The sequence below is a fragment of the Moraxella sp. DOX410 genome (genome assembly GCF_032248735.1).
Taxonomy (GTDB): domain Bacteria; phylum Pseudomonadota; class Gammaproteobacteria; order Pseudomonadales; family Moraxellaceae; genus Faucicola; species Faucicola tetraodonis.
Genome location: NZ_CP135138.1, coordinates 1,825,483 through 1,849,158 on the forward strand (window position 1 = coordinate 1,825,483; position 23,676 = coordinate 1,849,158).

Consider the following 23,676-nt stretch of genomic DNA (forward strand, 5'->3'; position numbering starts at 1 on the left):
AATTAAGCGGCTTCGCCTTGCATTTTGTCGCGTAATGCTGCCAAAGTACGAACAAATTTGCCTGCAGCGGCTTCTTTCATCGTACCCATTAAGCGCGCAATCGCTTCGTCGTAAGTTGGTAAGCTTGCTAAACGATCGATATCTTTAGCAGCGATAAACTCGCCTTCAAAAGCTGCGCCTTTAATTTCAAACTTATCGTTTGTTTTAGCAAATTCTTTGAACAAACGTGCCGCAGCACCTGGATGTTCAGTTGAGAATGCGATAAGTGTTGGACCTACAAATACGTCATTTAACACAGAGTAGTTAGTGTCTTCTAACGCACGACGTAATAAAGTATTACGCACGATACGCATATCAACACCCGCTGCACGAGCTTCTTTACGCAGTTGGGTCATTTTACCTACTGTTACACCACGAGCATCGGCAACAACAGCAGAAAGGGCACCTTTGGCAGATTCACTTACTTCAGCAACAATCGCTTGTTTGTCTTGAAGATTTAATGCCATGGGTTGTCTCCATATTATCAGTTTCCTAGTTATGATTAACTTAGGGCACCAATAAACCTAGTTAATATAATAAGTTAAAGTACAACTTATTATCACTCCGATACGGTGGCAGTCAATGGTAAATTAAACTGCCATCCCGTCTGCGTAGGCTGTGAAAAACTTTCACAATTAAACTATTTACGATTAAACCAATAGAATTATGATTAAACCAATAGAACCTACGGTCTTAGACAGCACAACCCGTTTGTGCTGAACTAAATTTAAAATATATTAAAAATCTACCATCAAGCGTGATAGCTTAAGCATTACGATAAGGTACTGGATCTAAGTTGATACCAGGGCCCATCGTGCTTGATAGAGTGATTTTCTTGATATAGATACCTTTTGAGGTCGCAGGTTTTGCTTTTTTCAAATCAGCGATTAATGCAGACGCATTTTGCTCGATTTGTTCAGCACTAAAACCTACTTGACCAATCGTGGTATGGATAATACCTGCTTTATCAACACGGTAAGTTGCCTGACCCGCTTTGGTATTTTTAACCGCTTCAGCAACGTTAGGGGTAACTGTACCTACTTTAGGGTTTGGCATTAAGCCACGTGGACCTAAAATTGTACCTAATTGACCGACAACGCGCATTGCATCAGGCGACGCAATCACAACATCAAAGTCCATGTTACCCGCTTTGATGCTGTCTGCTAGGTCTTCAAAACCTACGATATCAGCACCTGCTTCTTTTGCTGCATCCGCTGCTGCACCTTGTGCAAACACGGCAACGCGTTTGGTTTTACCGGTACCTGCAGGCAGGTTAGTAGCACCACGAACCACTTGGTCAGATTTACGTGGGTCAACACCTAGATTGATAGCAATATCGATTGACTCTTTGAATTTTGCTGGTGGCAATTTGTTTAGGATTTCCACCGCTTCAGCCAATGTGTATTGTTTGTTCGCATCATAGCTTTCAGCGATTGCTTTTTGACGTTTAGTTAATTTAGCCATTTACACACCCTCCACGTCAATACCCATTGAGCGAGCAGTACCCGCCAATGTGCGAACCGCAGATTCTAAGTCAGCAGCAGTTAAGTCAGCGTTTTTGGTGTTAGCAATTTCTTCTAACTGTGCGCGGTTGACTTTACCCACTTTAGTTTTGTTCGGTACGCCTGAACCTTTGGCAGCACCTGCAGCTTTGCGAATTAAGAACGCCGCTGGTGGTGACTTCATGATGAAGGTGAACGATTTGTCGTTGTAAACAGTGATTTCAACAGGAACAGGTAGACCTGGTTCCATGCTAGAAGTAGCTGCGTTGAACTCTTTACAGAATGCCATGATGTTCACACCTTTTTGACCCAATGCTGGACCAATAGGTGGTGATGGATTAGCTTTACCAGCTGGCACTTGTAGTTTGATGTAACCATCAATCTTTTTAGCCATGATAGACTCCTGTTATGGGTAATAGCGCTAGACTCCCACTCATCGAATGGCTATCTGGCTCCCCGGGTGATATTGTCAATCTTGCAGACAACAGAAAAAATAAAGTGCCATATTATAAGCGAATTTTTACTTAGGTAAAGCAAAAATTGCTAAATTTGGCACTTAGTTACAATTTTAGGGCCAAAAACCCCTGAAAAAGAAAACCTATCAGAAATTAGTTAATTTTTTCTACTTGTTTAAACTCTAGCTCAACCGGGGTTGGACGGTTAAAGACATTGACGGTCAACTGTAAGCGTGATTTTTCGTAATCTACTTTTTCCACCAAGCCTCTAAACTCGGTAAACGGACCATCGATGACCAACACCTCTTCACCTGGTTCAAATAAGGTTTTTGGACGTGGTTTGTTTTCGTTGGTATTTAAACGATTTAAAATGGTATCGGCTTCTTTTGGGGTAATCGGCGCAGGATTTTCTGGCGTACCGCCAATAAAGCCCATCACACGTGGACAGTCTTTAACTAAGTGCCATGTATTGTCGTTCATATCCATTTCAATCAATACGTAACCTGGGAAGAATTTACGCTCAGATTTGCGTTTTTTGCCATCCCGCATTTCGATAACTTCTTCGGTTGGGACAAGTACTTGACCAAACGATTCTTTGTATTCGCTGCGATTGATACGTTCAATCAATGAACGCTGCACTTGTTTTTCAAAGCCTGAAAATGCTTGTACGATATACCAACGCATGGATAATCTTCCTCTAATTCATTGCTAAACACATCGCCTACTATACCAAATATGAGCAATGCAGGTAAAATATTGATATTGCTAGATAGATAAAAACCCACAGATGTGGGTCAAATAAAAGGGTTTGGCCAAATTTTTGCTATTGACCAATGACGTATTGAATCAACTGGCTAAATACGGTATCTAATAACCACACAATAAAGGCTAATATCCCAGCCACTACTGCAACTTGCCAAGTGTATTCAAGGGTTTCTTGTTTGCTCGGCCAAGTCACACGGCGTAATTCAACGAGAGAATCTTGCAACAGTGTCTTAAAAGCACTGCCTTGGTTGGTCAATGCCAGTGCCAATAATGCAGCAATGATTAGTCCAGCAATAACAGCCACGCGCGTCCATAAACTGCTAGCGGGTTGCCAATATGCGGGTAAATATTGATTAACTAAAGTTGCGCTGATTAATGCGACAAAAGCAAAAATCCACAGGGCAAAATCTTTAGGGGAGTGTCGTTTGGCAATCTCAATAGCAGCAGGTTCGTGGACAACCACTTTTTCACCAGACATCCTTTTGCCATTGAGCTCTGCTAGTTTGTTCTCTAGCATTTGTTTCATAAGGCTGCCCTGTCTATCATTAAAACGTATTTTATTATTAGAATACAGCGTATACGCTAACCTAACTAAAATGTGGCAGGCGATGAGGGACTCGAACCCCCAACATTCGGTTTTGGAGACCGACGCTCTACCAATTGAACTAATCGCCTATGTTGAGTTTGAGTATTATAGCGAGTTTTTTTTTGAATGCAACACTTTCTATAGTTTTTTGCGATTTTAATCTTACCCTATCACTGCTAAGATTTTACGGCGTAAAAGCGCAGCGTCCGGCATGGCTTCCCCATTGATTCGTAGTATCGGAATACCTGCACTCAACAGCGCTTTGTCTTTTTTTTCATCTTGCTGCTGACGGCGGCGAGTGTTGTGCGTCCAGTCGTCTAATTCAATTGCCAATAGTACGGTTTGCTTGTCTTGATCGACCAGCACATAGTCAACACTCATACGGCAAATACGATTAAACCAAAAGCCTTGGTCAGTATCGTCATCGTCATTTGGCATGATAATACGTGATAGCTGTACTTGCCCAAAAATAATCAGCTCAGGCACGGCTTGCTGCAAGCGATTAAAAAATATCACTTCGGTGGGCGTCATGATTGGCATCGGCTCAAACGGCCATACCGCTAATTCATCTCCCCGAACTGGCTTAATAACCTCTTCACGGCTACTACCACTACTACGAAATGCAAATACTAACAGGATAAACACCACAAACGCTAACACTAAAAAAATTGTCACACTAACCACACACTCATATCTATAGGATAATTACCACAAGGGAGCATTATTCCTCTATTGGGTGATTTTCACAAGCACATAGACAAACAATGCGACACAAAATGTCGCATTGTTTGGGTTGTTTGGCCTTGTTTGCATAGTTTGGCTTCAAAAGGTTAAATAGGCTTACCAGTAAAGCACCCAGCCACTATTGACATCCACGCGGCTATCGTTATTGAGCTTGTCTTTGAGCGCCAAGGCAGCGACTTTGCCTTTTTCTGGACCTACGACAATACGTACCCCTTTGCTCGTTTGGGTGGTTTTGACTTTGTAGCCTGCCGCTTGTAATTTTTGGGTGATTTCATTGGCTTTTTTCTCGTCGGTTGCCAATGCGACTTGTACCCCAAACGTACCTTTGGCATCCGTTTCTTTTACCGTCTGACGCGCCTGCCTTAAATTGTCTTGTGCCGCTTGGAATGCTTGTTTTTTCTGGGCTTGTTGCTGAGCTTCTAATTTTTTCTGGGCGATTTCTTGTTGACGTTTTTGCTCTTTTAACTGGGCTTCTTGCTTTTTACGGGCGATTTCTTGCTGTTTTTGCGCGGCTTCTTGTTTTTTACGGGCGACTTCTTGCTGCTGCTGCAGTAGCGCCTGTTGCTTTTTTTGTTCAGCTTCTTGTTTTTTGCGGGCAATGTCATTTTGACGTTGTTGCTCTCGCGCTTGGGCTTGCTGGGTGATACGGTTGACTTGTGCCGCAGTCGGGATGGTGATAGTTTGCCCGACACGTAAGCTGCTGGTGGTGTTGAGATTATTGACGCTTGCCAATACGTCGACTGGCACATTGTAGCGACGTGATAACCCTATCAACCCATCGCCTGCCTTGACTTGATAGGTGCCAGGATTGCTAGGGGTGGCTTTTGCCGCGGGCTGCGGCTGTGCGACGGCGGGTGCTGTCACTGTGGGCTTTGGCGTAGCTGCTTGTTCTTTAGTTTGCGTAGCGCTTCGAGTTTGCGCAGCACTTTGGCTCTGTGCGCTATTTTGTACGCTATTGGGTACTGCAGCTTGCGTTTGTGGCGGCGCGGCGACCGTGTCAACGGGTCGGGGCTTTACCACAGGTTGGGTAATCGCGGTCACTGAGCTGGCAACCACCGAATTGGTATTGGCGGCATTTTTGTTGGCATACAGTTGATTTTCAGCACGGCTACGCGCCAAAGCTTCCGCTTCAATCCGCTGTTGCTCGGTCATGTATTGCTGGGCTTGTTGTTCTTGCGCAGCGACCCGTTGCTCACGTTCTTTTTGTTTTTGCGCCAGTAAATTTTTTTCGGTTGCGATATCGGCGGTGAGTGGCTCGTTGCTGATTGTTGATTGTTTCTCTGTCGTGGGTTTAGCGATAACTTGTTGGCTATTGACTGCAGGTTTGGCAGGCGCGTTCAAGACTTGGTGCATAGTGGCATATAACAACACGCTACCGCCTAACAATACCGTTGTACCCAATAATGCTTGCTTAGAAAATTTCATGCCAATTACCCTAATTTATGTGTCTTGATAAATGATTTTTTCAACCTATAAAAATCAACGAATTTTGACTAATCATAGCAAAATTCGCGTTAGCAGTTTTTACCATTGTTGAGATATTAACTGAAAATTTTGAAAAGTAAAATCATTTGACGCACAAATTCGTTATTCACTGAGTGATTGGCTGGTCAATACACCGCTGATGGTATAAAAAGAACCACACACCAAAATCAGGTCATTATCTTGGCTTTGGTCAATCACAGATTGAGTCGCCAAATTCAAATCCTCAAAAATAGACACAGAATTAAAGTAGCGTGGTAGCAGCTCAGTTAAGCGTTCTTGACTACTGGCTCTAGGGTGAGATATAACGCCGCTGTGAACACTGTCAATCGGCATTACCGTCTGAGAGAATTGTTGTAGCTGCGCAAGCACTGGCTCAATGTCTTTATCAGCGAGCATGGATATCACCAAATGCAATTTGGCGGTTGGATGCTGGCGTTGGTAGGCATGTACATACGGCGTCAACTGCTTGAGCAAAAACTGCATCCCATGCTCATTGTGGGCAACATCAAACACCCATTGGCGAGCTGACATGCGTCTGCTGTCAAAACGCCCAGCCAATTTTACCTTCGGTAACGCAGCTTGGATGTGGTCTTGGGTTATGGTCAATGGGCTGGCTAAGAGGGCGGTGATAGCCGTTGCGGTATTGTGCAAAGACAAATTGGGCATAGGCAATGATAAAGTCACCGCGTTATTGCTATATTGCCATGTCGCTGCACCGTCAATATGGCGGTAGCCATAATCTTTGCCATACTGTAGCAAATGGGCATGGTGCTGTGCCATCAAAGGCGGGATGGTCGAGGGCATATCGGCTTCGCCATACACCAATGTTAGATTATTACGCAAAATACCGGCTTTTTCTACAGCGATTTTTTCACGGGTGTCGCCGAGCCATTCGACATGGTCGATACCCACATTGGTAATGACCGCAAGGTTTGGCTCGATGACATTGACGACATCGAGGCGGCCGCCTAACCCCACCTCCAATACCCAGACATCACAATGGTTTTGGGCAAAAATTAAAAAAGCGGCAAGCGTCGTCATTTCAAAAAATGACAGTGTCAACCCACAATCCAATCTCGCCTGCTCGATTTTGGCAAACGCATCAATCAGGGTTTGGTCATCGACCATTTTTCCATTGATTCTGACACGTTCGTTAAACACCAGTAGATGCGGTGATTGATATAAAGCGGTTTTATAGCCCGCTTGTTGACAAATCTCAGCAATAGTGGCGGTGGTTGAACCTTTGCCATTGGTGCCTGCCACGGTAAACACAAAGGCATCGGTTTGCTTTATACCCAATGCTTGAAATACGGGCATCACCCGCTCAAGCCCCATATCAATCGCGGACACATGGATGCCTTGCATGTAGTTTAGCCACTCGGTTAACGAGCTTGAAACGCTAGGCGGCAATGGGGATGGTGAGGGTGCGGCGGGTAAGCTTGACTGTTGCATGGATAAAACCGTGATAATAATGAATTAGTGAGCCTGACGAAAATAGGTCATTTTTTTGAGTAAGCGATGAATCGTTTCTTTCATTTGTAGACGATGGACGACCTGATCGACCACACCATGCTCTACCAAAAACTCAGCGCGCTGGAAGGGCTCGCCCAGCACTTCGCGAACGGTTTGTTCAATCACCCGTTTGCCCGCAAAACCAATCATGGCTTTGGGCTCCGCCAAATGGATATCGCCTAACATCGCAAGCGACGCCGTCACGCCGCCATACACAGGATTGGTCAGTACCACAATATAAGGAATATTGGCGTGTTTGAGTTTCTCAATCGCTGCGGCAGTACGCGCCATCTGCATGAGTGATAACAAGCCCTCTTGCATACGGGCGCCACCCGATGCGGCAAAACACACCAGCGGGATTTGTTCTTTAAGTGCCGTCTCGGCAGCGAGCACAAATCGATCACCTACCACAGAGCCCATGGAGCCACCCATAAAAGCAAAATCAAACGCACAAGCCACCACGGGTAGCCGCTGGAGTTTACCTTTCATGACGATAAGTGCTTCGGTTTCTCCCGTCTTGGCTTGCGCTTCGCTCATCCGTGTTGGGTAAGGTTTGCTATCGACAAAGTGTAATGGATTGCCTGCTTGGTACTGCTGACCCAGCTCGTCATCGACTTGGTCAAAAAACCAGTTCAGACGCGTGCGGGCGGTCATGCTAAGATGTTCATCACACGATGGGCACACGTAATTATTAAAAATCAGCGCTGTATTGGTGATGATTGAATTACAGTTGGGACATTGAGTCGATGGTTCGGTCTCAACCGCCGTCAGTATTTGCTTGGCACGCGGCTTGATGGTGGGTAATGGGCGTTTTAACCAAGTTTCTTCCAGTGTCTGTCCCATCGGTTGAGGCTTCATATCAGTGCTCATAATAAGTCCCTATTAACAGTGCAATTTAAGAGTGCCAATGAATAGTAGTTTTTTGAGTGTACAAGTACAAACTCATTTTATAATGCGTATGCTAACTGATTTTAGCAATAAATGAAATGATTAACCTCAAGTACCTCAAACCATTCTATCACTCAAGACTATCAATCGCTTCTCTTAGCTCATCCATTTTATCTAAGATGGCTTTTTTAGCATGGGCGATTTTCTGTTCATCATTGCCCACATCCGCAAAGTTTTTCACTAGCTCACTACCGACAATCACACCATCCGCATATTGTCCGACTGCTTTTGCCGATGCACCATCACGAATACCAAAACCAACACACACAGGCAAAGCAGTTTGTGCTTTAATCGCTTGGACGTGCTCGCCCACATCTTGGGCATCCAATGCTTTTGAGCCTGTCACGCCTTTGACCGATACATAATAGATAAAACCACCGCCATGTTTTAGCACTTGTTCACGGCGTTCTGGCAAGGTGGTTGGCGCAAGTAAAAAGATTTCGTTCATACTCGATGCGGCAAGTTTTTGGGTAAAATCGCCTGCTTCTTGCGGCGGTAAATCAACCATTAAAACACCGTCAATCCCTGCATCTTGACAAAGGCTGATAAACTTGTCATAACCGATGATTTCAATCGGATTCAGATAGCCCATGACTAGCACTGGCGTGGTGGTGTTGGTTTTACGAAACGCTTTTACCATCTCAATCGCTTGGCGGGTACTGGTGCCACCTGCCATTGCGCGCTCGCCTGCGAGTGCGATAGTTTCACCGTCTGCCATCGGGTCGGAAAATGGCAAGCCAACTTCGATGACGTCTGCGCCGTGGTCAACGAGTTCATGCAGTAAGCTGACGGTAACACTTGGGTTTGGGTCGCCTGCCATCACATAAGGAATTAAAGCTTTTTTGTTTTGCTCTCGTAACGTGTTAAATGTGGTTTCAATTCGGGTTGTCATAAATATACTCTCAACAAATTTTATTTAGTGATGGCTAATTATTTTTGTACCAAGATATAGTTTGCATGCGGTCATCACACTGGCATATACAGCCACGCACGTCAAAACCAGTCCAGATAATTTATTGATAACATTTGCCAATTTATTACTTTTGATTTTGGAAAACATTACGGCATATATACTTAAAATCCCATAGTCAAGCAGCATCCAAATCCCAACCAGTAACGCTATACTTAAGACTTTATCATTGCTAATCGCAAAAAATAGCGGAAAAAATGCGATAAAAAACAAAATATCTTTGGGGTTTGAAATGCCAACAATAAACCCATCTTTAAAATGGTGTTTACTCTCCTGCCTTGGCAAGGCAGCCACTTGTTCTAAATTAACGCGGTCTTTTAAAATATTGATAGCAAAATATAGCACATACAAAGAACCAAACAACGTCAGCCACAGTAGCGCTTGTTCGCTGATGGCAAATATGCCTTGAATCACCGCAAACGATGCGCCAATCAAAATGAGTGATGCGCTATTGGTACCAGCAATGGTGGCAATACCTGCTTTGATACCATGTTTGACGCTGGTGTTAGCGACCATCACCGTGACAGGTCCAGGCGTTCCTAAAAATAAAATGATGGCTGAAACATAGGCAATAACTATCGTAAAATTAATCTGCATCAATCAAATCTCAATCCCATCATGTTTCATGACCGTGTGCAAATCCTTATCCCCACGCCCCGACAGATTGACAATAATCGACTGGTCTTTGCTCATGGTTTTGGCAAGTTTCAACGCATACGCAATGGCATGCGAGCTTTCTAGTGCAGGAATAATGCCTTCTTTTTGGGTACATTCACGAAATCCCACCATCGCTTCTTCATCGGTACAAGGTACATACTGCACACGGTCGATATCTTTTAAGAAACTATGCTCAGGACCCACGCCAGGGTAATCAAGCCCTGCTGAAATCGAATGGGTGCCCAAAATCTGCCCATCATCATCCGCCATCAAATACGTGCGGTTGCCGTGTAATACGCCCACTCGACCGACGGTAAGCGGTGCAGCATGGTTGCCTGTCTCGACCCCATCACCGCCGGCTTCGATACCATACATTTTGACGTCTGTATCATTTAAAAAGTCATAAAACAGTCCGATGGCATTACTACCGCCACCGACACAAGCGACCAACGCATCGGGGAGTTTGCCTGTTTTTTGGTAGTGTTGTAGTTTGGCTTCTTTGCCGATAATGGCTTGAAAGTCACGCACCAGCATGGGGTATGGGTGCGGACCTGCGACGGTACCAATGACATAATAAGTGCTATCGACATTGGTGACCCAGTCACGCATGGCTTCATTCATGGCGTCTTTGAGCGTGCGAGTACCCGAGGTGACAGGTACGACTGTCGCCCCAAGCAAGCGCATACGATACACGTTCATGGCTTGGCGCTCGACATCATCCGCGCCCATATACACCACGCACTCTAAGCCTAGACGCGCTGCGATGGTGGCAGTTGCTACGCCATGTTGCCCTGCACCTGTCTCGGCAATGATGCGTTTTTTGCCGACCATTTTGGCAAGCAAGGCTTGACCGATGGTGTTGTTGACTTTGTGAGCGCCTGTGTGGTTTAAGTCTTCACGTTTAAGATAAATCTGCGCGCCACCGATATCATCGCTTAGGCGCTTGGCATGATAAAGTGGCGTTGGTCTGCCAACATAATTGACCAAGTCATCTTGAAAGGCTTTCCAAAATTCGGGGTCAGCTTTGGCAGTGTTATAGATATGCTCAAGTTGTTCCAGTGCCGCCATCAGGGTTTCAGAGACAAAGCGTCCCCCATGAATGCCAAAATGTCCGCTGGCATCTGGGTATTGATTGAAGTCTTTTACTTCAGTTGGGTTTTGAATGTTCATTATTTTCTCTCTAATTTTATAAATCTTTAACGACTTTTAAGCCTGCAAAGGTTTGTGCGGTTGGCATGACTTCGATACGGTTGATATTGACGTGTTTGGGCTGTTCAATCAGCCATGCCACCATATTGGCGATATCTTGAGGGGTGACATACTGCACGCTGTCATAAACTTGGGCAGCTTTGGCGTCATCGCCATGAAAGCGAATATTGCTAAACTCTGTGCCACCACATAGTCCTGGCTCGATATTACTGACACGGATATTTTTACCGACCAAATCGGCACGTAAGTTTAGGCTAAACTGGGTCACAAAAGCTTTGGTCGCGCCATACACATTACCACCAAAATACGGATAACTGCCGGCAGTTGAGCTTAAATTAATAATGTAGCCGTCGTTATTGGCGACCATACTAGGCAGGATTTCATGGGTTAAATGAATCAAGCCTAGAATATTGGTATTGACCATTTGTTGCCAATCGGCAAAGTCTGTTTTATCCGCGGGTTCAAGCCCGAGTGCCAATCCTGCGTTATTGACTAGCACATCTAGGTTGTTAAGTACATCGCTTGGCAAAGTTTGTATCGCGGTTTTGGTGGCGGGCAAGTCCGATACGTCAAAGGTTAGCGGGATAAAGTTGTCGCCCAGTTGGCTCTTTAGTTCATCCAGTTTTTCTTGGCGTCTGCCAGTGCCGATGACGGTATGACCTTTTGAGATAAGTAATTCGGCAATTGCTTTGCCAAACCCTGCGGTTACGCCTGTGACCAAGATATTCATAGTGATTCGTCCATCATATAGTCTTACGTTCTATTATACTAGTACGTTAGTATATACCAATTTATTTGAAAAGCAATCTTTAATCCTTGCACGATTTATTTGCGAGTTTGTTCAATAAATTTTTGCATTTTCGCCAAACTTTTCACCCCTTTTGCTGACTCAATCCCGCCACTGACATCCACGCCATACACGCCTGTTTGTGTAATTGCGTCACCCACATTGTCTGCGGTCAATCCCCCCGCCAAAATAATCGGTAAAGGTGAATTTTTGGGGATTTTATCCCAATCAAAGCTATCACCTGTACCGCCAAATTTATCGGGATGATAGGCATCTAGCAGCACGCTACACGCCCCAAAGTCTTTAAGCTCTTGGATTTGGGTAACAATCGTCTCCGGGGTGTCATCATGGCTGATGCGTAATGCCTTTATCCAACGTTTATTGATTCTATCCGCCATCAGCTTGCATTCTCGCGGCGATTCATCCCCGTGAAACTGCACGATATCAAATGGCACGTGATGCGATAGATAAACCAATTCTTGCTCGGGGATATTGACCACCAATGCCACCACCGTGGTAAACGCAGGCACCGCTTTGGCAAGCTCACAGGCTTGCTCGGGGGTCACTGCTCGCGGGCTTGGCTCATAAAACACAAAACCCACCGCATCCACGCCAAGATTGACCGCATTTGTAATATCTTCAAGTTGGGTAAAGCCGCAAAATTTGACCGCTGTATTTTTCATTGAGTTGTGTTTGTCTTGAAAATAATAAAAGCTAGTATAACGAAAAAAGACACCCAAACGGATGCCTTTTCTCAGTCTTTTATTAGGCTATAACGAATGTCACATTCGCTTAAATTAAAACCGCCTAGATTAAGCCTCTTTTTTTTCTGATTGTTCTGACTTTTCCGCCTTGTCTGCATCGTCAGCTTTCTTGGCGTCTGCAAGTTCTTCTATTTTTTCCTGAGCAGTCTCTTTAAGCGTGGCTGCTTTTTCTTGAACTGTTTCTTTTAAGGTTTCAGCTGTTTGCATGACACTGTCAATCACGGTGCTTTTGTCATCAGCGCTATCTTTTGCATGGTCTTTGGATTGCGCTTTAGAGTGTTTTTTGCTATCTGCTGCTGATTTGGCGGTGTTGATACCTAGCATGCTATAACAAGGACAATGACCCGTCGCCCCTGAAATTAAGGGCGCTAGGGCTAATAATTTCATTTTTTTTGATTTTGACGATTTTAAGATTGCAAGACCCGCAATCACGCGCGCGATACGCTCTTTGTTGCCCACATTGGTTTTCATTTATTATTTTCCTTATTTTATGATAATTGATTTAAGGGAATTTTAAGGTAGCGAACGCCATTGTCTTCTGGTTTTGGCAATTCACCTGCATTGATGTTAACTTGTACCGATGGCAAAATCAAACGTGGCATTGCAAGTGTTTTGTCACGTTGGTTACGCATTCGTACAAATTCTGCTTTAGGCGTGCCTTGTTTGACATGAATGTTGCGTAATTTTTGCTCACCGACACAAACCGTTGCAATATGCTCACGCCCGCCCTTGGGTGGGTAATCATGGCAAAGATACAGCAAAGTATCATCGGGCAAGGCTAATAAACGCTGCATCGAGTCATACAAATCCTCGGCACTACCATGGGGAAAGTCACAGCGTGCAGAGCCGACATCAGGGGCAAAAATAGTATCACCGACGAATACAGCGATTTTCTTTTTGTCCCCGCTTTTATCCGTCACTTTATATGCCATATCGGCTGGGGTATGACCCGGTACATGCATGGCCGTAATGCTCAAATCACCCAGTGTTAGCTCGCTGCCTTCCTCAGTCAAAATATCAAATTGACTGGCATCGGTGGCTAGGTCGTCAAAGTTAAAAATGGTTTTAAAGGTTTTTTGCACCTTATCGATATATTTACCCATCACTATTTTACCGCCTAATTGCGCCTTGATATAAGGCGCCGACGATAAATGATCGGCATGGGCGTGGGTTTCGATGATATAGTCTAAGGTCAACCCTTGTGATTTGACAAACCCAATGACGTTATTGGCATTGTCATAGCTAATTTTGCCGGCGGCTAGGTCAAAATCCAATACTGGGTCGATGATGGCACAGTGTTTGCTAGCTTCATCAACTAGAACGTGGGTAAAAGTTTCAGTGTCTTTGTCTAAAAAAGAATGAATGTTCATAAGTCTTCCTGTTATCTAAAAACGCTTTTGGCATATCTTTATGGCAATTTCAACTGAAAAAACACTTTATACTTTTGTATAATAGCCGTATTGTAAGGCGTTGCTTAATTCATTATATTATTTTATAATATGTTTTTCAATATATTGTATTGGCGCAAACGTTTATTGATTTTAAAATTATGTGATAAGTTTGATGGTAGCACCAGTTAGTATCAGCGATTGCGTATCAGCCATCAAAACACCTTGGGGAAAAGTCATGTCTGAAATTGCCGAACCGCAGTCCGATGCGCCTGTGTCGATGGATGCTACCATGCTCGATCAAATGCACGCTGCCGCAGGAAAAGCCAGCCAGTTGTTAAAGTCGTTATCTCATCCTGACCGCTTGATGCTGCTGTGTCAATTGACGCAAGGTGAGCATTGTGTGAGCCAGCTTGAAGAGAAAGTGGGACTGGGTCAGCCAAGTCTGTCTCAGCAATTGGGGATTTTGCGTAAAGATGGGTTGGTCAACACCCGCCGCGAGGGCAAACAAATCTATTATTCAGTCGCCAGTGAGGATGCTTTGGCAATCCTCAATGTACTGTATGATCGCTTTTGTCAGACAAAATAATTAAGTCTAAAGTTAACCAGTCTGCCAATTTATTGGACGCTAATTTATTGGAATAACCACTGTATCGGGATAACCACCTTGCCATTACATTTAGCCAACTTGCGACGCTTACCCCACTGGGTAACGCACTATAACAAGGCAAATCTCAGTCAAGATTTGTTGGCGGGTGTTATCGTGGGTATTTTGGTGATTCCGCAAAGTTTGGGCTATGCCATGCTGTCGGGTTTGCCCCCTGTATATGGGTTATATTCAGCGATTGTGCCGGTACTGGTGTATGCGTGGATTGGCGCAAGCTCGGTCAACGCCGTCGGTCCTGTGGCGATTACGGCGATTATGACCGCACAAGCGCTGCAGCCCTATAACGAATTACCGCCCATGCATTATGCCATTATGGCGTCGTTTTTGGCGCTGATAACAGGGGCACTATTATGGCTAGCAAGCGTGTTTCGGCTCGGCTGGATTACCCAGTTTATTAGCCGTGGCGTGACGGCAGGGTTTATTAGTGGTGCGGCAATTTTGATTTTGGTCGGGCAAATCAAATATGTGACGGGTATCGCGATCAGTGGCAATTCACTGCTAGAGAATGTTGAAACCTTTTTGTTTCATCGCCGTGAGTTGCAGGTGCCCACCTTTATGGTCGGCGTTGCGGCATTCACCGTACTAATTATCAACCGCTATTATCTTAAAACTTGGCTCAAGCCTTTATTGGCTGCCAAAGTCATTGAGGTCATCACGCGCATGTTACCTCTTGGGGTACTGGCAATCGGTATTATCGCCAGTCAAGTTGGCAATTTTGCCGATATCGGTATTCGCACGGTGGCGGATGTACCCAGTGGCTTGCCGCATTTTGTGCTGCCGTTTTATCAGATTTCGCCCGTTGAACTCATTAATTTATTACCTGCAGCCGGGTTGATGGCGCTGATTGCGTTTGTCTCTAGCAACTCGGTTGCCAGCTCATTTGCGCGACAACGCCATGAAGCTTACGATGCTAATCTGGAACTTAAAGGCTTGGGCGTTGCCAATATCGCAGGTGCGTTTTTTCAGTCGTTTACCATTGTTGGTGGCTTCTCACGCACCGCGGTAAATGTCGATGCGGGTGCGCAAAGTCCGCTTGCCAGTATGTTATCGGTACTGGTGATGGCATTGGTATTGCTGTTTTTTAGCCAGACTTTAGAGCCACTCCCCTATGCTATATTGGGCGCTACGATCATGTCAGTGATTATCAGCCTGATTGATGTACAAACACTCAAGCAAGCGCTGCGCTATGACAAACTCGATGCGCTGGCATTTGGCGTGGCACTCGCGGGTGTGTTATTGTTTGGGCTAAATGTTGGCTTGGTGGCGGGGCTGTTTGCCTCCTTTGCAGGCCTGATTTGGCAAACCAGCCATCCGCATATCGCGATTGTGGGTCAAATTGGTGATACCGGGCATTTTCGTAATGTTGCACGCCATGCAGTGACCCAGTTTGATGATTTGTTGATCATTCGCATTGATGAAAGCCTGTTTTATGGTAATGCCCAGTCCGTACTACAGTTTATTGAGCAAGCGATTGCCAGTCATTCACAGACTAAAAATCTGGTGCTGATGTTATCGGCAGTCAATCACATCGATTTGACGGCACAAGATATGCTCATCAATTTAAACCAAAATTTGGCGGCTCAAGCTATCGCCCTACATTTTTCGGAAGTCAAAGGGCCTGTGATGGATGTGATTGAAAAAACCGATGTAATTCAAAAATTAACAGGCAAGGTATTTTTAAGTACGCAACAAGCGGTTAAACAATTAACCCAATAAATATACTTGTCGTAGTCAGTAAAAACATGAATAATCAACGCTAACTTTATAAGGAAACACAACATGCCAAACAATACTGTTTTTTATGGTCAAATTGAGCCACAGCAAGTTGACAAAATCGGCGCGCAGGGCTTTAAAACCATCATCAACAACCGCCCCGATGGCGAAGAACCCAACCAACCGCTGCAAACGGATATCGCTACTGAAGCACAGCAAGCAGGGCTCGCCTATCATTATCTACCGGTCGTTGGTGGTCAATTAACCCGTGAGCAAGTTGAGCAGTTTGCCGAGATTTTTAATCAAGCAGAAAAACCCGTGTTTATGTTCTGTCGTTCAGGCAACCGCTCAAACGTGTTATTCCAGTCTGCCAAACAGCTTGATTTACTAGATGATTAATCCTTTTTAGTGAAAGCCATGACAGCAAAAATTACCCTGTGGATAGACGCTGACGCAATTCCCAATATTGCCAAGCAAATCATCATCAAAACCGCGGAGCGCACGCAGACGACGACAATTTTTGTCGCCAATCGTGCCATTGCTTTGCCGCGTTTGCCAGTTTTGCAGATGACAGTGGTCGAAGGCGGTTTTGACAAAGCGGATGACTATATCGCAGCGCACTGTGTAGAAGGTGATGTGGTCATCACAAGCGACATTCCACTTGCGAATGACTGCATTGAAAAAGGTGCCAAGGTAGTCACGTCTCGCGGTTTTGTGTATGACAAAGACAACATCAAGCAAAAGCTCAATATGCGCGATTTTATGGATTCCATGCGAAGTACGGGCGTGTTAGAACCTTCACAGCAAGGTGGACAAGCGCCCTATAGCGATAAAGACAAACAAGCCTTCGCCAATATTTTAAATGCTTGGATTCGCTAGTTGATTATGCTAAACCCTATTAGTGCTATTAAGTTATTGTATCAACTGGAAAATCACCCCGAACCGCTAGGTGTCAGTCAGGCGATGATTGAGCAAAATGAGCAGGCCTTGGGCGTTCAATTACCTGCAGGTTTGTATCATTATTTATTGGCTTTAGGCAATATTGCTAGTCTCAATAGTGGCTTTAATCACCTTGGCTTATTGCCGTTAGAACGCTTGGGCGACCATCTCGTCATTGGCAAAACCTGCGATAATGACGGCGTTTGGGGCATTCATGTAGATGACCTAAGCCCAAAAAAGCAGCATAATCCGATGGTGCAAATGAGCCGCAACTTTGATGCGATTGAACAAAGCGAAATTCATTGGTTTGATGAATTGCCGTTAGCGGAGTTCTTACTGGCGCAAGCGATTATTAATGGCGTCAATGGTGGATTGAAACACCATGCCCAAATCTATGATTTTGATGGGCGGTCAATTCTAGCCGATTTGAGTGAAAAATTACAGCATCTCGCCAGTGAAATCACCGAACTGCGGCAGCCGCATGAGCGCTATTTTCAAGCCGAAGATTTTGGTGTGGTGATGTTATTGAGTATAGATGAGTCTATTCCCAATGCCTTGATGATTGGTTCGCAAGATGAACACAAATTCAATGATTATATCCAGCAATTAGCGATTAGATTTGCAAATTAACCCGGCCGTAGCATTATGACGACTTAGCAAACCATTTTTGTCCAAACATAAAAAACGATACGCCCACCAGCATCAATACAATCCCCAAAAATTTACTCCAATGCAGCGTTTTAACAGGCATACCAAATAAACCCAAGCTATCCACCACCATGCCCATGACCAGCTGACCTAAAATAAATAAAAACACCGTATTGGCAACACCGATTTTTGGCGCTAAAAAAATCGACGCAAAAACAAAAAACGCGCCCAGCGCACCGCCAAGCCATTTCCACCAATCACTGATTTGCATGTCTGATAGACCCGATTGTACCGCTTGCCAATCGACAAATAGCAAAGACACCAAGTACAATAATAGCGCGCCAACCGTAAACGATACAAATGCTGCCATTAACGGTTGACCACCAAACATTGCGCCCAATCGGGTATTAATCGCCGCTTGAATCGGGATGCCCAAGCCTGCCATCAGCCCCAAAAATAAATGCCAAATTTTCATATTAATTCCTATTTTTTTGAGTTCACTGCTGTTAGGCGTGAGGGGTGGGTAAAGCGATGACATCGCGGATATGGGTTTTGCCCGTTTTAATCATCAGCAGTCGATCGATGCCAAGCGCAATGCCACTACAAGCTGGCAGGGCATCACAAGCTGCCAGCAGGTTCTCGTCAATTGGCATCACAGGTAGCCCGCGTTTTTTACGCGCCACATTGTCTTCATCAAAGCGCAGACGCAGCGCTTGTCCATCAGCCAGCTCATCATACGCGTTGGCGATTTCAAGACCATTGATATACAGCTCAAAGCGTCTAGCTACCCGATTGCCATCTTTGTCTGTGACCGTCTTGGCAAGCGCGGCAGTGGCGACAGGATAATCGTAGATGAGTGTCGGTAGCGCTTTTCCCAAATTAGGCTCCACCAAATGACTAAATAACAAATCTAACCAGCCTTGGTGATCCTCCCCCAAATCAATGTTAAGACCATTATCTTTGGCGATGGCTTTGAGGGTATCGCAACTGGCGTTGAAGGGATGAATTTTAACAAAATCCATAAAGGCATCCACATAGCGATAATGGTCAAAAATCACCGGATAGCCGAGTACCGCGGACACCAAATCGTTGGTCTCTTTTGCCAGTTCATCCAAGCTAAAATTGGGACGATACCATTCAAGCATGGTAAATTCAATGTTGTGGCGGCTGCCAATTTCGTTGTCGCGAAACACGGGGCAAATCTGGTACATCGGCACTTGCCAATCTGCCAATAGACGCTTCATGGCAAATTCGGGTGAGGTGTGCAGATAATAGGTTGTTGGATGGTCACTCACAGTGACATTGCTAGAGACGGATTGCAAAAATATATCGGTATTGCCCGCCTGTGACATCACTGGGGTTTGCACTTCTAGCACCTGTCGCTCGGCAAAAAACTGGCGAATGGTGGCGTACATCGCAGCACGGGCTTGGGCGGTTTGTAGGGTGCAAGTAGGTTGATAAGTGGTTGACATAGCAGTTTGGATAGGTGGATTTGCGACAATATTAGCAGACCCAAAAAAAATAGCTAGTATTTTCCCATACTGGCTATTTTTGCTTTATGTCATGGTGAACATTTTTATCAAATTTTGAACACGTATGATTGCCATTCACGGCGCAGCGGGTAATTCTTACGCAGGTTATCAAAGTCTTTGCCTTCAATATCACCGTTTGCATTTGCCACACTACGTAAACGCTTGTCATCAGCTTTGATGTCATACATCACAGGAATTTTATTGAGCAGTTGGTGGCGCTCGTGGTCTTTGAGTGGGTTATGCACTTCTTGAAACAGCGGCACTTCGGCTGGCATCAAGGTATGAAAATCAACCGTTGGGGCAACCTGTAAATAGTTGCATAAGGCATTATAGACAAACTGTGTGCCCCTAAGTTTGCCTTCTAGGGTATAACCTGCGATATGCGGGGTAACGATACTACAGGCTTTGAGCAGCTCTGCATCGATATTGGGCTCGTGCTCAAACACATCGAGTACACACACATTCGGGCTTGCGACAATATCGTCACGACCGAGCACTTCACCGCGTGAGGTATTGATGATGATGGCAGTGTCGGATACGGTTTGCCAGCGCGCTTGGGTCATCAGATAGTCGTGATGGGTGGGATATGAGCTGTTGTGCGCATGCGTCAGTGGCACGTGAAAGCTAATCACATTGCTTTCTTGCAGCACAGTTTCAAGTTTGGCGTTGTTGACCACCGACGGTGGTTTGAGTGGGTCATAGCCCAGCACATTCCAGCCATAGGAAATCGCATATTGCGCGAGGGTATTACCGATATTACCCACCCCAATAATGCCAAGGTTGATGGGTTTGAAAAAATAGTCAGGGCGCAAATTGGCAATCGCTGCCACCACATATTGTGCAACCGAGTGTTTACTACAGCCAGCGGCATAGGCAAAAATGATACCGCGCTTGGCGAGGTACTCCACATCGACATGGTCGATGCCGATGGTGGTACTACCGACAAATTTGACGCTTTTATTGTTGTCTAATAACAGCTTGTTGACAGGCGTGACGGAACGTACTAACAAAATATCAGGCTGATGCTCATCTATCACAGCCGCGTCAATCTCACGCCCTGCCATCGCAATCAATTCGATGGGTAGCCCTAAAGTGTGTTCATTAAAAAAATCGCTTAAATGAGCAATATTGCCATCAGCAATAATTTTCATATTGTATCCCTATCTTTCTTTTTGTTGTCATAATCCAACTTACAGACCGTTAGCATAACAAATTTTTATGACCTTTTGATGCGTATGCTGACTTTTTTCAAATAAAAATTGGGGAAATTTATCGCATCAATTTAACCAGTATCACCATGATAATCAACACAAGCACCCCACCGATAGCCATCACTAGGAGTTTCTTATCTTTGGCTGTATCTTTGGTGGATAATTGGGTTTGTAAGCGCAGCTTGTCATTCATAAGTTGCTGCGTCAGCTCATTGGACAGCGAGGATGGCGACGCTTTTGGTGTCTGTGATGTCTGTGATGTCTGTGATGTTTGGGCTGCCCGTGCTGTCTGGGGTGTTGACTCTGTTGAGGGCTGTAAAGTTGGCTTTACATCAGCAAGTTTTTGCCCAGTCGTTTGTTGAATAGTCACTTGTTGCAAACTGCCCTGTTGCTTAGCAGTAGCTGACATTGGATTTTCTAGCTTGTCTGACATCAATCCGATAGCTGAACTTTGTGCTCGGTTGGGTGTTCGGCTAGGTGCTCGGTTGGGTTTAAATTTTGGCCATAGCCGCTTTTGGGTTGCGGCATCGGTGCTATCCTGTGCGTATTTGTGCTGCCAGTGGATATAGGGAAGTAAATCATAATCTTGCCCAAACTGCTCATAAGCCAAGCTTAGCCAATAGTGATAATAGGCTTTATCCCATAATTGGCTAGGTAATACCATGATTTCGCCCTGCTCGGCTTTATTTTGGTAAGCATTAGTATGAATGATAATGGGCACTACGCTATTTGATAACATGCCATTGGGCAAATGACGCCGCCAAATCCAACTGGTAGTTATCCGATAGTTTGTCGCTGCGATACTGGCTGGATAAGCCAAATTGAACACCCTAGATGTGTCGTCTTGGTAATGTAATTGATAAAACGCCAAATCGGGCGTAGTGTTTGCCGGCTGATTGACTGTGCCAACTGCATCCATTAATTGCCTTGCCTTGGCTTGCAAGTCTTCTACCCTTGCTTGCCCGCTTGGATCAAACAAAATGTCGGCACAACTTACCCGATAGTTGGCAAAAGGCGTGTCTCGTTCTTCTTCTGACATAGGCTGGGTTAACGCCACATCAGATTTTATCACAACACCCCACACCACTTTGCCATAGCGATATAAATTCTCAGTCGCTTCTACTTGCCGATACAGTTCATCTTTAATCAATTTATCACTAACGTATACCTGCAAATAGCTTTGTTCGTGGTGGCTGGCTTGCAAAATATGTTTGGCCAAATCAAACCTGAGCCAATCAATGCTGGTATAGTCAAAAGCTGCCATATTCACATTGGTTTGATTATCGAGTATCGGCAATAGCGCAAAATCAAATCGTGTCACCAGCTGCGCGTTTTGTTGCTGGATACGCTGGTCTTTGGGCGGCAATACCCAACTATCAAGTTGATTGACATAGGCGTCTTGCCACAGCGTTTTGACCGCGGTATTTTGTGTTGAAGGTGTGCTTAGCAGTGCTTGGTAAAAGTGCGTGGTTAACGCGGTTATTTGTTCGGAGGTAAGCGCTGTTTGTGCGCCGTTTTGATGACTGACTAACGGATAAATTTTTAGACTGTGCCAATCATTGGCAGACTGATACGGCAATACAAGCTGCAACTGTAAGCGAGGATTTTCATACACCCATATCTCAATCACGATCCCTTCAGTACGCCCCATCGGCAAATTGGTATAGCTATCAAAACAGCCAACGATTACGGGGGCTAATTGTGGGTTTTGATGCAGCGTTTGGTAGAAGCTATCAATCAGCGCGTCTGTATCTGTGGCTGTAGCTGTGTCTAAATCCGTATCACTAGGAGATAACAGCGCAATATTGGATGGATTAAATGCGGTTAATTCACCCCCTGTATTGTCGCTGGTATGGGCTTGATACACAGAAGGTAAAATCGGCTCACCTTGTGATAGCCTTGATAGCACAGACGCCACTAACGCACCCGCCGCCTGCATGGCTGACGTCCAAGGCGCTGGCAAGTCAGCGGTAGCGCTCACAGCGTCTTGATAAGGATAAACTGCTATGTGACCTGCATTTTGCCGTTGTAAAATATCCGCAAACTCAGCAGCGGTAGTCGGAAAACTGCTAGCAAGTCCAAATAACCGATTGGTCACTACCAGCATCGGCGTGCGATAGTAGTCCTCAAACAGCAGCACAAAACTATGCTCAAGGCATTCAGCAAACGCCTCGCCCAAGCTATCATACATCTGCGCAAAAGATACCCAGCGCACGGGCGCATTGGCCAAGCGACTGCTGGTCACGCCAATATAAAACCCCAGCAAATAGCAAAATGCTTGACGTGAGGTGTCTTGCAAAAAGTCCAGATAATCTGCTTGCGTAAACCCAAACGCCTGCTGAATAGCCGATAACGCCTCATCAATTTGCACCAAACTATCACGACTATTATCAAAATTCACCGCTGCCAGATAGGTAGAAAATGCGATAGCGGCATCCTGTAGTTTGCCTGTTTTCACTTTTGCCAAATAGCCCTGACACACCGCCTCAGGCGATTGCAATAAGTTGACTTGCGATTGCTGATAGAGGGTCTGCGTCATCTGGGCAATAAACTGTGGCAACACATCCTTACCCTGCAGCAAATCTGGTAATAACTTAAGCGGTTGGCAATATACCTTATGCCCGATACGCGCGGTGAGTGACGCGTAAAAATCGGCAGGTAACTGTGACTGGGTGGGGTACTTATTTTGCCGTGCCAGTTGCGCTGACATCCTGTCATAGTCATACCAAGCAATCGGTTGCCCGGTGGTTTTGGCTAAATAGTCTGCAATATAAGCGGCGAGCGCTACTATAAGTGCTTGCCCGCTTTGGTTTGCCAATAATTGTGGCAATTGAATGTGGCGTTTTGCCATTGCTGCAAAAAACTGACTCAGCCGCTGTAGGCTGTTGGCTGAATAATCAAAGTCAATCTTTTGCAAGTTTTCCCAAAACAGTATCTTAAACGGCGGTGTCTGTTTAGTCTGCAAATAATATAATAAGGTGTTGACTTGTTGGGCGGTGGTCGGCTTCATCGGGGATTTTTGGCAACAATTTTTTATCATTTTGGGGTAAATTGTTGGCTTTGGCAAGTGCTAGCCGTGGGTGCTGCCGCAATAAAAAAACCCAGCCCATTTTGGGTGAATGGGCTTTTGTCATCTACTGACTTTTAGATTCTGA

At 45.1% G+C, this 23,676-nt stretch carries 26 protein-coding genes and 1 tRNA gene; 5 read left to right on the forward strand and 22 right to left on the reverse strand.

The genetic code is table 11. From position 1 onward, the window contains the following. Positions 1–2 precede the first annotated feature (2 nt). The 17 genes from rplJ to RNZ41_RS08190 form a co-directional block, all read right to left on the reverse strand. Positions 3–506 (reverse strand): 50S ribosomal protein L10, encoded by a 504-nt coding sequence (gene rplJ / locus RNZ41_RS08110; RefSeq protein WP_065253716.1) that lies wholly within the window; start codon positions 504–506, stop codon positions 3–5. Positions 507–804: 298 nt separating this feature from the next. Then, positions 805–1,503, reverse strand: a complete 699-nt coding sequence (rplA, locus tag RNZ41_RS08115) for a 50S ribosomal protein L1 (RefSeq protein WP_065253715.1) — start codon at positions 1,501–1,503, stop codon at positions 805–807. Next, a complete protein-coding gene (gene rplK / locus RNZ41_RS08120; RefSeq protein ID WP_007116398.1) occupies positions 1,504–1,935 on the reverse strand; it encodes a 50S ribosomal protein L11 in 432 nt (143 codons plus the stop codon). Between the two features lie 214 nt (positions 1,936–2,149). Further along, on the reverse strand, positions 2,150–2,680 hold the full coding sequence (gene nusG / locus RNZ41_RS08125) for a transcription termination/antitermination protein NusG (RefSeq protein ID WP_007116399.1): 531 nt from the start codon (positions 2,678–2,680) through the stop codon (positions 2,150–2,152). Between the two features lie 139 nt (positions 2,681–2,819). After that, a complete protein-coding gene (gene secE / locus RNZ41_RS08130) occupies positions 2,820–3,287 on the reverse strand; it encodes a preprotein translocase subunit SecE (RefSeq protein ID WP_314027046.1) in 468 nt (155 codons plus the stop codon). Between the two features lie 73 nt (positions 3,288–3,360). Next, a tRNA-Trp gene (locus tag RNZ41_RS08135) sits at positions 3,361–3,436 on the reverse strand. Positions 3,437–3,509: 73 nt separating this feature from the next. Continuing rightward, positions 3,510–4,022, reverse strand: coding sequence for a DUF2726 domain-containing protein (locus RNZ41_RS08140; protein WP_239741595.1), 513 nt, complete (start codon positions 4,020–4,022; stop codon positions 3,510–3,512). A gap of 165 nt (positions 4,023–4,187) precedes the next feature. Beyond that, the gene (locus RNZ41_RS08145) at positions 4,188–5,516 is read right to left on the reverse strand and encodes an SPOR and LysM peptidoglycan-binding domain-containing protein (RefSeq protein ID WP_065253713.1); all 1,329 of its coding nucleotides are present in this window, start codon (positions 5,514–5,516) and stop codon (positions 4,188–4,190) included. 162 nt (positions 5,517–5,678) lie between these two features. Then, positions 5,679–7,028 (reverse strand): bifunctional tetrahydrofolate synthase/dihydrofolate synthase, encoded by a 1,350-nt coding sequence (gene folC, locus RNZ41_RS08150; RefSeq protein WP_096488578.1) that lies wholly within the window; start codon positions 7,026–7,028, stop codon positions 5,679–5,681. 24 nt (positions 7,029–7,052) lie between these two features. Next, positions 7,053–7,958 carry an acetyl-CoA carboxylase, carboxyltransferase subunit beta gene (accD, locus tag RNZ41_RS08155; protein WP_065263284.1) on the reverse strand — a complete coding sequence of 302 codons (906 nt, stop codon included), beginning with the start codon at positions 7,956–7,958 and terminating at the stop codon, positions 7,053–7,055. 148 nt (positions 7,959–8,106) lie between these two features. Continuing rightward, entirely contained in the window at positions 8,107–8,928 is an 822-nt protein-coding gene (gene trpA / locus RNZ41_RS08160; RefSeq protein WP_314027047.1) for a tryptophan synthase subunit alpha, read from the reverse strand. 24 nt (positions 8,929–8,952) lie between these two features. Further along, on the reverse strand, positions 8,953–9,603 hold the full coding sequence (locus RNZ41_RS08165) for a LysE family translocator (RefSeq protein ID WP_050323989.1): 651 nt from the start codon (positions 9,601–9,603) through the stop codon (positions 8,953–8,955). 3 nt (positions 9,604–9,606) lie between these two features. Further along, positions 9,607–10,833, reverse strand: a complete 1,227-nt coding sequence (gene trpB, locus RNZ41_RS08170) for a tryptophan synthase subunit beta (RefSeq protein ID WP_314027048.1) — start codon at positions 10,831–10,833, stop codon at positions 9,607–9,609. Positions 10,834–10,849: 16 nt separating this feature from the next. Continuing rightward, complete coding sequence (locus RNZ41_RS08175) at positions 10,850–11,602, reverse strand: SDR family NAD(P)-dependent oxidoreductase (RefSeq protein ID WP_065253712.1); 753 nt, start codon at positions 11,600–11,602, stop codon at positions 10,850–10,852. Between the two features lie 95 nt (positions 11,603–11,697). Continuing rightward, on the reverse strand, positions 11,698–12,342 hold the full coding sequence (locus RNZ41_RS08180) for a phosphoribosylanthranilate isomerase (protein ID WP_065253725.1): 645 nt from the start codon (positions 12,340–12,342) through the stop codon (positions 11,698–11,700). A gap of 129 nt (positions 12,343–12,471) precedes the next feature. Then, the gene (locus RNZ41_RS08185) at positions 12,472–12,894 is read right to left on the reverse strand and encodes a YgaP family membrane protein (protein WP_219300110.1); all 423 of its coding nucleotides are present in this window, start codon (positions 12,892–12,894) and stop codon (positions 12,472–12,474) included. Positions 12,895–12,911: 17 nt separating this feature from the next. Further along, on the reverse strand, positions 12,912–13,793 hold the full coding sequence (locus RNZ41_RS08190; RefSeq protein ID WP_314027049.1) for an MBL fold metallo-hydrolase: 882 nt from the start codon (positions 13,791–13,793) through the stop codon (positions 12,912–12,914). 256 nt (positions 13,794–14,049) lie between these two features. Here RNZ41_RS08190 and RNZ41_RS08195 point away from each other — a divergent pair, with 256 nt between their 5' ends. The 5 genes from RNZ41_RS08195 (at position 14,050) to RNZ41_RS08215 (ending at position 17,760) form a co-directional block, all read left to right on the forward strand. After that, positions 14,050–14,400, forward strand: a complete 351-nt coding sequence (locus RNZ41_RS08195; RefSeq protein ID WP_257620010.1) for a metalloregulator ArsR/SmtB family transcription factor — start codon at positions 14,050–14,052, stop codon at positions 14,398–14,400. Positions 14,401–14,478: 78 nt separating this feature from the next. Next, complete coding sequence (locus RNZ41_RS08200) at positions 14,479–16,194, forward strand: SulP family inorganic anion transporter (RefSeq protein WP_314027050.1); 1,716 nt, start codon at positions 14,479–14,481, stop codon at positions 16,192–16,194. A 63-nt stretch (positions 16,195–16,257) separates the two neighbouring features. Continuing rightward, a complete protein-coding gene (locus RNZ41_RS08205) occupies positions 16,258–16,590 on the forward strand; it encodes a protein tyrosine phosphatase family protein (RefSeq protein WP_065253708.1) in 333 nt (110 codons plus the stop codon). A gap of 30 nt (positions 16,591–16,620) precedes the next feature. Then, the gene (locus RNZ41_RS08210) at positions 16,621–17,070 is read left to right on the forward strand and encodes a YaiI/YqxD family protein (RefSeq protein ID WP_314027840.1); all 450 of its coding nucleotides are present in this window, start codon (positions 16,621–16,623) and stop codon (positions 17,068–17,070) included. A 6-nt stretch (positions 17,071–17,076) separates the two neighbouring features. Beyond that, on the forward strand, positions 17,077–17,760 hold the full coding sequence (locus RNZ41_RS08215) for a hypothetical protein (RefSeq protein WP_314027051.1): 684 nt from the start codon (positions 17,077–17,079) through the stop codon (positions 17,758–17,760). Positions 17,761–17,773: 13 nt separating this feature from the next. Here the strand turns inward: RNZ41_RS08215 and RNZ41_RS08220 are convergent, their stop codons facing one another. The 5 genes from RNZ41_RS08220 to RNZ41_RS08240 form a co-directional block, all read right to left on the reverse strand. Next, positions 17,774–18,253 (reverse strand): DMT family transporter, encoded by a 480-nt coding sequence (locus RNZ41_RS08220; RefSeq protein WP_314027052.1) that lies wholly within the window; start codon positions 18,251–18,253, stop codon positions 17,774–17,776. A 31-nt stretch (positions 18,254–18,284) separates the two neighbouring features. Beyond that, the gene (gene epmA / locus RNZ41_RS08225; protein WP_312535775.1) at positions 18,285–19,250 is read right to left on the reverse strand and encodes an EF-P lysine aminoacylase EpmA; all 966 of its coding nucleotides are present in this window, start codon (positions 19,248–19,250) and stop codon (positions 18,285–18,287) included. Positions 19,251–19,357: 107 nt separating this feature from the next. Next, positions 19,358–20,461, reverse strand: coding sequence for a 4-phosphoerythronate dehydrogenase (locus tag RNZ41_RS08230; RefSeq protein ID WP_314027053.1), 1,104 nt, complete (start codon positions 20,459–20,461; stop codon positions 19,358–19,360). A gap of 118 nt (positions 20,462–20,579) precedes the next feature. Continuing rightward, a complete protein-coding gene (locus RNZ41_RS08235) occupies positions 20,580–23,531 on the reverse strand; it encodes a hypothetical protein (protein ID WP_314027054.1) in 2,952 nt (983 codons plus the stop codon). After that, the gene (locus RNZ41_RS08240; RefSeq protein WP_309596242.1) at positions 23,476–23,655 is read right to left on the reverse strand and encodes a hypothetical protein; all 180 of its coding nucleotides are present in this window, start codon (positions 23,653–23,655) and stop codon (positions 23,476–23,478) included. The genes RNZ41_RS08235 and RNZ41_RS08240 overlap by 56 nt, the downstream gene beginning before the upstream one ends. Between the last annotated feature and the right edge of the window lie 21 nt (positions 23,656–23,676).

Excerpts from the sequence above, each read along its gene's own strand:
- rplJ (WP_065253716.1), bottom strand. The coding sequence starts at position 506 with ATGGCATTAAATCTTCAAGACAAACAAGCGATTGTTGCTGAAGTAAGT.
- rplA (WP_065253715.1), bottom strand. The coding sequence starts at position 1,503 with ATGGCTAAATTAACTAAACGTCAAAAAGCAATCGCTGAAAGCTATGAT.
- rplK (WP_007116398.1), bottom strand. The coding sequence starts at position 1,935 with ATGGCTAAAAAGATTGATGGTTACATCAAACTACAAGTGCCAGCTGGT.
- nusG (WP_007116399.1), bottom strand. The coding sequence starts at position 2,680 with ATGCGTTGGTATATCGTACAAGCATTTTCAGGCTTTGAAAAACAAGTG.
- secE (WP_314027046.1), bottom strand. The coding sequence starts at position 3,287 with ATGAAACAAATGCTAGAGAACAAACTAGCAGAGCTCAATGGCAAAAGG.
- RNZ41_RS08145 (WP_065253713.1), bottom strand. The coding sequence starts at position 5,516 with ATGAAATTTTCTAAGCAAGCATTATTGGGTACAACGGTATTGTTAGGC.
- folC (WP_096488578.1), bottom strand. The coding sequence starts at position 7,028 with ATGCAACAGTCAAGCTTACCCGCCGCACCCTCACCATCCCCATTGCCG.
- accD (WP_065263284.1), bottom strand. The coding sequence starts at position 7,958 with ATGAGCACTGATATGAAGCCTCAACCGATGGGACAGACACTGGAAGAA.
- trpA (WP_314027047.1), bottom strand. The coding sequence starts at position 8,928 with ATGACAACCCGAATTGAAACCACATTTAACACGTTACGAGAGCAAAAC.
- RNZ41_RS08165 (WP_050323989.1), bottom strand. The coding sequence starts at position 9,603 with ATGCAGATTAATTTTACGATAGTTATTGCCTATGTTTCAGCCATCATT.
- trpB (WP_314027048.1), bottom strand. The coding sequence starts at position 10,833 with ATGAACATTCAAAACCCAACTGAAGTAAAAGACTTCAATCAATACCCA.
- RNZ41_RS08175 (WP_065253712.1), bottom strand. The coding sequence starts at position 11,602 with ATGAATATCTTGGTCACAGGCGTAACCGCAGGGTTTGGCAAAGCAATT.
- RNZ41_RS08180 (WP_065253725.1), bottom strand. The coding sequence starts at position 12,342 with ATGAAAAATACAGCGGTCAAATTTTGCGGCTTTACCCAACTTGAAGAT.
- RNZ41_RS08185 (WP_219300110.1), bottom strand. The coding sequence starts at position 12,894 with ATGAAAACCAATGTGGGCAACAAAGAGCGTATCGCGCGCGTGATTGCG.
- RNZ41_RS08190 (WP_314027049.1), bottom strand. The coding sequence starts at position 13,793 with ATGAACATTCATTCTTTTTTAGACAAAGACACTGAAACTTTTACCCAC.
- RNZ41_RS08195 (WP_257620010.1), top strand. The coding sequence starts at position 14,050 with ATGTCTGAAATTGCCGAACCGCAGTCCGATGCGCCTGTGTCGATGGAT.
- RNZ41_RS08205 (WP_065253708.1), top strand. The coding sequence starts at position 16,258 with ATGCCAAACAATACTGTTTTTTATGGTCAAATTGAGCCACAGCAAGTT.
- RNZ41_RS08215 (WP_314027051.1), top strand. The coding sequence starts at position 17,077 with ATGCTAAACCCTATTAGTGCTATTAAGTTATTGTATCAACTGGAAAAT.
- RNZ41_RS08220 (WP_314027052.1), bottom strand. The coding sequence starts at position 18,253 with ATGAAAATTTGGCATTTATTTTTGGGGCTGATGGCAGGCTTGGGCATC.
- epmA (WP_312535775.1), bottom strand. The coding sequence starts at position 19,250 with ATGTCAACCACTTATCAACCTACTTGCACCCTACAAACCGCCCAAGCC.
- RNZ41_RS08230 (WP_314027053.1), bottom strand. The coding sequence starts at position 20,461 with ATGAAAATTATTGCTGATGGCAATATTGCTCATTTAAGCGATTTTTTT.
- RNZ41_RS08235 (WP_314027054.1), bottom strand. The coding sequence starts at position 23,531 with ATGAAGCCGACCACCGCCCAACAAGTCAACACCTTATTATATTATTTG.
- RNZ41_RS08240 (WP_309596242.1), bottom strand. The coding sequence starts at position 23,655 with ATGACAAAAGCCCATTCACCCAAAATGGGCTGGGTTTTTTTATTGCGG.